General features: G+C 29.9%; 5 protein-coding genes. All 5 read right to left on the bottom strand.

Going from position 1 to position 6,636, the window contains the following annotated elements; translation table 11 throughout:
- Positions 1–4: 4 nt before the first annotated feature.
- Entirely contained in the window at positions 5–1,576 is a 1,572-nt protein-coding gene (locus RR643_RS10865; RefSeq protein ID WP_332483220.1) for an O-antigen ligase family protein, read from the bottom strand.
- Positions 1,577–1,588: 12 nt separating this feature from the next.
- Entirely contained in the window at positions 1,589–3,100 is a 1,512-nt protein-coding gene (locus tag RR643_RS10860; RefSeq protein ID WP_332483219.1) for a DUF6056 family protein, read from the bottom strand.
- Positions 3,097–4,254, bottom strand: coding sequence for a glycosyltransferase (locus tag RR643_RS10855; protein ID WP_332483218.1), 1,158 nt, complete (start codon positions 4,252–4,254; stop codon positions 3,097–3,099). Before RR643_RS10855 ends, RR643_RS10860 begins: the two co-directional genes overlap by 4 nt.
- Positions 4,244–5,203: a glycosyltransferase family 2 protein gene (locus tag RR643_RS10850; RefSeq protein WP_332483217.1), complete on the bottom strand. Its 960-nt coding sequence runs from the start codon at positions 5,201–5,203 to the stop codon at positions 4,244–4,246. Before RR643_RS10850 ends, RR643_RS10855 begins: the two co-directional genes overlap by 11 nt.
- Positions 5,204–5,268: 65 nt before the next feature.
- On the bottom strand, positions 5,269–6,636 hold a 1,368-nt coding region (locus tag RR643_RS10845; RefSeq protein WP_332483216.1), incomplete at its 5' end, for an MBOAT family O-acyltransferase.

Below are 6,636 nucleotides of genomic sequence, written 5' to 3'. Positions count from 1 at the left end.
TAAACTAATCCTTTTTGTCATAAACTTCTTTGATTTTACAAAATAATACCCCAAGAAGAAGTGCCATGAATGTTGTTGTAATAAACTGATCCAACGTATGACCACTCATATAAGCTGTTCCCAGTGCTGCTACAAATGACATAGCATAAACAAAGACATCTAATCTAAACAATTTCTTCCACTTCTTAAGAACGAATAACGCACCTATTAATACAGATGCAATCCATGGGAATGTGGTTAGTAATGAACCAATTGGTCCAAGAGTTTGCCATTGTTGTTTAAAATCCTGTTCAAGTATAATCGACCCATTCATGAATGTAGAATAACCTGCACCCATTATTTTTTGATACGCATTCAATTTATCAAGTTTATAATTCATAAAGATTGTTTGGATTTGACGTCCACTAACACGATCATAAACATCCATAAAAGTAACATCAACCCAAAATTTTGGATCATAAACATAATTATACCAATCAATATAGTACATGGAAGGAACTGATGAAATGTATTTTGCACGTATTCCATATTGTTCAAACATGAAACGATAGAAATGATTAAATTCCGCTGTCCCAGGAATTAAGTTTTCACCGTCTTTCAAGCTACTTAGACCTTCATCAACGGCACCATTACTTAATAATACAGTTGTATTCTCTGCATCAACCTTTTGATTTTGGATTGCTGGTGTGAAATCTAAGATTGCACCAAATAACCCTGCAAAACACAAACAGATGATAACTACATTTTTCATTAATTTTTGATTTTTCATGATTAATGTATCAAATAAATACAATACAAGGAATACTATTGGAACAATGACTGCACCATATGTTGCAACACGTGTTGCTAAGATTTGCATTGATAAACTTTGAATAGCAATCAAAACACCAACCATGATTTTTGTTTTCTTGTTTTTTTCTTTAGTAAAGAAATAATACATTAGTGGTAAAATCATAAACATCAAAATACCAATCGTATTACCTTCATTAAAGAAGAATTTACTAGCTAATTCACGAGGATGGTATAGCTCATAAATACCTGTAAACCAAGAAAAGAAGTTAGCTACTGTATAGCCAAAATAAGTACTCTTACCAAAAACAAATAAATCTCCTAAAAATATAGGAATTGAAATAATGCTTGATAAGAAGTATACGATTTTCTTTATAATATTCTCACTAAACTTTAAATTATATACACAATATGTTAATCCAAAAGGTAGTATTAAAGTTAAAATATAAACTAACTCTTGATACCATGAAAATTTAAAGTTGGTCGTAAATCCCATAATGTCATATGCTGCACTTGCTGACATACAATGAAGGATAAAATATCCACCTAGTAGAACCCCATAAATACTTGTTACAATTAATACTCTCTTTTTATTCTTCTCCATTAAGAAGAAAGTCCATAGAATTAATCCTGGAATGATAATGAATCGAATGATTGTAGAAAAACGTGGCAATCCAAATTGATCCAGAAATTCATAGAATAGATAATCCATATCAATAATCGGTTGTAATGCTATAAGTAATATAATCGCTATTGATAGATTTTTTTCATTGAATAGTTTTTTCATCAAAATGCTCCTTTATTTTTTAAAGAATACTAATTTAACATTCGGATTAAGTCCGTAATATTGTTTGAATACTTCCATATGATAATCATCACCCTCTTCAATATCTGCTGAGTGGATGAATCCTTCAGGCATTCTCGGGATCCATGCTTCTTTTTCATCCTGATTAACACGGTAATACTCAATAATTGATTCTCTTTCAATTTGAACTGCTTGAACTACTTTGTATTGTTCAAAAAGACCTTTACATTTTAGCACAATAAATGCAGCAAATAAAACCACTAATCCAATTTGGATGTACTTGTTGATATGGATATTTGAAATCATAAATGCAATCAGCACAATAATGAAGAATACTGTATAGAGACTCGATCTTGCGCCAAATATAGGTGATATAAGCATCACAATATTTGCAGTTCCTGCAATCATCAAGTAGAAACTACCTTCTAAACGTTCCTTTATATCTAAAGTTACAAACATTTGCCAAAATAGAATTCCAATGTACACAAGGTAAAACAATGAACAGAATATAAGTGCTGATTGTGTGTATTGAACATCATAGAATACCAATAATGCAGCTATATTTGTTTTTTCATACAAAGTAGGCATAAAGGTTAACACAAAACATATACTATGCATGATTAACATAATCATAGTTGAAATTGACCACTTCTTTGATTGATTGAATGATAATAATCCCATGATCATTGTCATACTAAGGATCATCATCATATAACGATTATATATAAATGTTCTTTGTAAAAACGTTACCCAATTACTACCAATTTGAGCAAATAGACTCATTTGTACCCATGCTTGATTATCTCTTGCAAGTCTAAATGTAGCTCCGGGTGACAAGCGAATTAAAATCAAACTCAATAAACTCACACCTAGAAGAATAAGGAATTTTTTAAAATACTCTTTCTTATTAAACCAGCAATAAATTGAAATTAATATATTCCCAAGTAATAAAATTACCGTTGCGTTTTCCATACATAAACCTATGTAAAGATTCAATGCAATTGAGACAACAAATACGAAATTAGACATTTTCTTATCTTCTAATATTATTGGTTTAATAAGTACAAGATATAATAGTAATAATGCAAGAGGCACAACATAAGTTGTTCCCATAATCCATGTATATGTTTCAATTCTTAGTGTATTATCAACGCTAAATAGTAAGGATAAAACCAAGATAATTAACACCAACAAGTTATTTTTCTTATATGTTAGTTTAATAATGAAGTAAATAATAGCTGCAAATAATAGTGGATTTAGTATATTCCACAACCATTTTCGTGGTGCTACAATAAATCCCCACAATTCACTAAAGAATCTACCTGACCACGTAAAATAGAACTCCCACGCTTTTGCAAATGGATTTTCATTCATACCTTGAACAGCATATCCCCAATCATCTCCTGCTAAAGGAGTCATCTTTGTAATTAGTGAAAAAAAGAAGAATACAAATAACACTGCTCCCGTTATCATTAGTTCGGATTTATGGTCTTTTATCCATTTCATTTAAATACCTCTTCAAATTGTTTCAATATTTTATCATTTGGATATTCATATGATTTCAATGTTTGTTTCATATCATTCAGTTTATCTGGTTTACTCAATGCTGTTAAATAACCAGCTTTTAATGCTTCTAGTGTGTTTTCAACAATCCACCCTTGATAATCCTCAACAATTTGATCACTTACACCACCTACTCGTGTCGTAAGCACAGGGGTACCTGCAATCAAACTTTCATTAATAATTGTTGCGAACCCTTCATAAAGACTTGATAGAACGAATAAATCACATTTAGCGATATATGCATATGGATTTTGTTTATATCCTAGAAAGAAAACACGATTTAAGTTATTATCTTTAACGATTTGTCTAAGTAACGGCTCTGTCTCTCCTCCACCTATCAAGTAAAGATTGTGTTCAATCCCTTTATCAACTGCATTTTTATATGCATACAATAAACGTTCTAAGCTTTTTTGCGGATGAAATCTTGCAACTGCGATTACATTTAAACCTGGTTGAACAATTGCATCTTCATATCCTATTTGCATACCTTGTTTTACTTTTTCAATATCCATAAGATTATGAATCGTAATCCCACGTGTAATTCCAAAAACTTCTTTAAAAGACTGGAGTACATCTTCAGAATCTGCAATATTCATATCTATTTTTTGAAGCGCTTCAATTACTAAGCTCATGTGATTCTTTGAGTAATTGTTTTGTTTATAATCAGTTAACACCCAATTAATCTTCTTTTTACTATCACCATAAGCTGTAAATACAGTGCAGAAACCTTCTTTTGCTGCAAGCTCCACATCATAAGTTTCGTTAATTATTTTTTTACGTTCTATTAAGATTCTTTTCTTAATTAAACCTGTTTTCATATAAAACAATAATCTTAATTTACTAAATAGAGCTTTAATATCCATTCTGTTTAAAATATCGATTAAAGGTCTATCAATTGTATTGAAAAAAGGTGTCCCTTCTATTACATTTACATGACTTGGTATTTCTGACAAAAGCATTCCAGTTTTATGTAACACTAGACAAGAAATATCAAACTTATCTGTATCTAAATTAGCCATGAGCGTATTTAAAACACGGGCAACTCCTCCCATTTCCATTTCATCATTTACAAATAGAATTTTTGTTTTATTTGTCATAAATTTTCAATACCGTTTTAACTTTCCCTCTACTTAGCATTGTATAAATAAATTTCTTCTTTATCCCTGCTGTTTTATAGAAGATATCCTTCTTCCATTCTGAATATCTTTTATTTAATTCATTCATATTTTGAATTAAATACTCTTCACGCAATGTTTTATCATCAAAATCCTTAATCCTAATTGTCGTTAGGTCTAGTCCGTGAATAACATAGAAATGTTCAAGCTCATTTAATACAGCTTTTTCATTACCATGTTTCTTTACATAATTAATACACCCATCAATAGCATCATAGATTTCAAAAATCTTTTTATTTGCAGTGTGTGCAATAGAACCACTTCTTTGATAGTAAACATAGTAGGCTTCATTAACCTTTGTCACACATTTTGCTTTATATAATAATATAGGTATTGTTGCTAAATCTTCATAGTACACACCTACTGGAAATTGGATATCATCAAACATTTCTTTTTTAAATAATTTATTGCATGCACTGTTATTTATTCTAATCAATGCGGGATTATTGTTTACAGAACCAGAAGTAAAATCTCCTCCAGATGCATATACCAAATGCCCACTATCGTATAGATAAACCATATCACAAGCACAAATATCCGCATTTTTCTTTTCAGCAGATTCTAGCATTGTCTTAATCATTTCATCACGAATAAAATCATCGCTATCAATAAATGCAACATAATCACCACTAGCTACTTTTAATCCAGCATTACGAGCATCACTTAAACCACCGTTTCGCTTATCTACTATTATAAACCTAGAATCACTTTCGTAGGTCTTACAAATTTGTAAGGAACTATCTGTTGAGCCATCATTGACCAAGATAATTTCAATATTTTTATATGTTTGATTTGTTATACTCTTGATACAACGTTCCAAATATTGCTCAACATTGTATACCGGTACAATAATGCTTACTTTCTTTGTCATATAATCACCATGTTTAGTATATCAAAAATGGCCTTTCATAGAAAGCCACTTTTATTTCAATCCTATTAAAATGTAATATAAATAAAGTCATTTGGATTATAACCCAATCCATAAACACCAAAAACAATCACAATTGCAATCATCGCAATATATACAAACCAGCGGAATACCCATACTCGATTATTAAACCAATCAATCATATTTGTCTTATTTCTCAAAATGTCAGTGATAATGACAACCATCACTAATAGGATTATCCAACCAAATTGAAAACTCGTAAATCCCGCAAATTCCAATGTAAACATATCTGGAATAAACAATCTATTCAAAATATCAGCTACTTGTTGGATTGAATTATTTCTAAACAATATCCATAAAAAACTCACAATAACGAAATTTATAATTATTCCAATTGGTTTAAACATTTGATGCTTAGGTAATTTTCTTAGATATGGTGAAATCAATTCCTCAATAATTAGTACAATACCATGCCCAAATCCCCAAAGTAAGAAAACAATAGATGATCCATGCCACAAACCGCTTAATCCAAATGCAATTAATATATTCATACATTTTCGTATAAATCCTTTTCGGTTACCCCCTAAAGGAATATAGATATAATCTCTAATCCATGTTGATAAAGAGATATGCCAGCGATGCCAAAACTCATGTAGATTTGAAGACATATATGGCGTGTAGAAATTTCGTTTTATATCAAACCCTAGCATTTTACTAACACCAATCGCTATATTACTATATGCATCAAAATCAACATACAATTGAAAAGAATAAAGAAATAAACCAAATAACACATATATTCCCGTATATATCGGATTATCCAATATATTTTTAACAACAATATTCAAGTAGTCAGCAATGACAATTTTTTGAAACATTCCAAAAGCACAAAGAATTGCACCACTTTTAAGTTTCGAATAATCAAATACTTGTATGATGTTCAACTGTTTAAGGAAATCATATGATCTATGAATAGGCCCAGCTGATAAACAAGGAAAGAAGCTTACATATAAAGCATAATCATACAAATTAAAATTAATTTGTTCTTTTTGTTTATACGTATCCACTAAATGACTTATTACTTTAAATGTATAGAATGAAATTCCTATTGGCATAACTAAATTATCAAATTGAATAAAATTAAAGTATTTGAAATAGGAGAGCACAAGTATTGGTATTACAATCGAAAGAATGAGTATTTTTTTGTCTTTGTGGTTGGATAAATACTTTGAACAAAAATAACTAAATAGAATAATAAAAACTAAATAGAGCAAATGAAAGATATTGCCAAAAGACATTACAAAAATAACATTGCTTACCAAAAGTATTACTTTTCTTAATTGTCCCTTGGTTAGCCATGTCAATGCAAATACAGCGGATACAAATCCGATGAAATTAATTGACAATACATTCAT

The organism is Anaerorhabdus sp. (assembly GCF_036637135.1).
Taxonomy (GTDB): domain Bacteria; phylum Bacillota_I; class Bacilli_A; order Erysipelotrichales; family Erysipelotrichaceae; genus Anaerorhabdus.
Note: the sequence above shows the minus strand (reverse complement) of the source record. Positions and strands in the feature narration are given on the sequence as shown.

Excerpts from the sequence above, each read along its gene's own strand:
- RR643_RS10865 (WP_332483220.1), bottom strand. The coding sequence starts at position 1,576 with ATGAAAAAACTATTCAATGAAAAAAATCTATCAATAGCGATTATATTA.
- RR643_RS10860 (WP_332483219.1), bottom strand. The coding sequence starts at position 3,100 with ATGAAATGGATAAAAGACCATAAATCCGAACTAATGATAACGGGAGCA.
- RR643_RS10855 (WP_332483218.1), bottom strand. The coding sequence starts at position 4,254 with ATGACAAATAAAACAAAAATTCTATTTGTAAATGATGAAATGGAAATG.
- RR643_RS10850 (WP_332483217.1), bottom strand. The coding sequence starts at position 5,203 with ATGACAAAGAAAGTAAGCATTATTGTACCGGTATACAATGTTGAGCAA.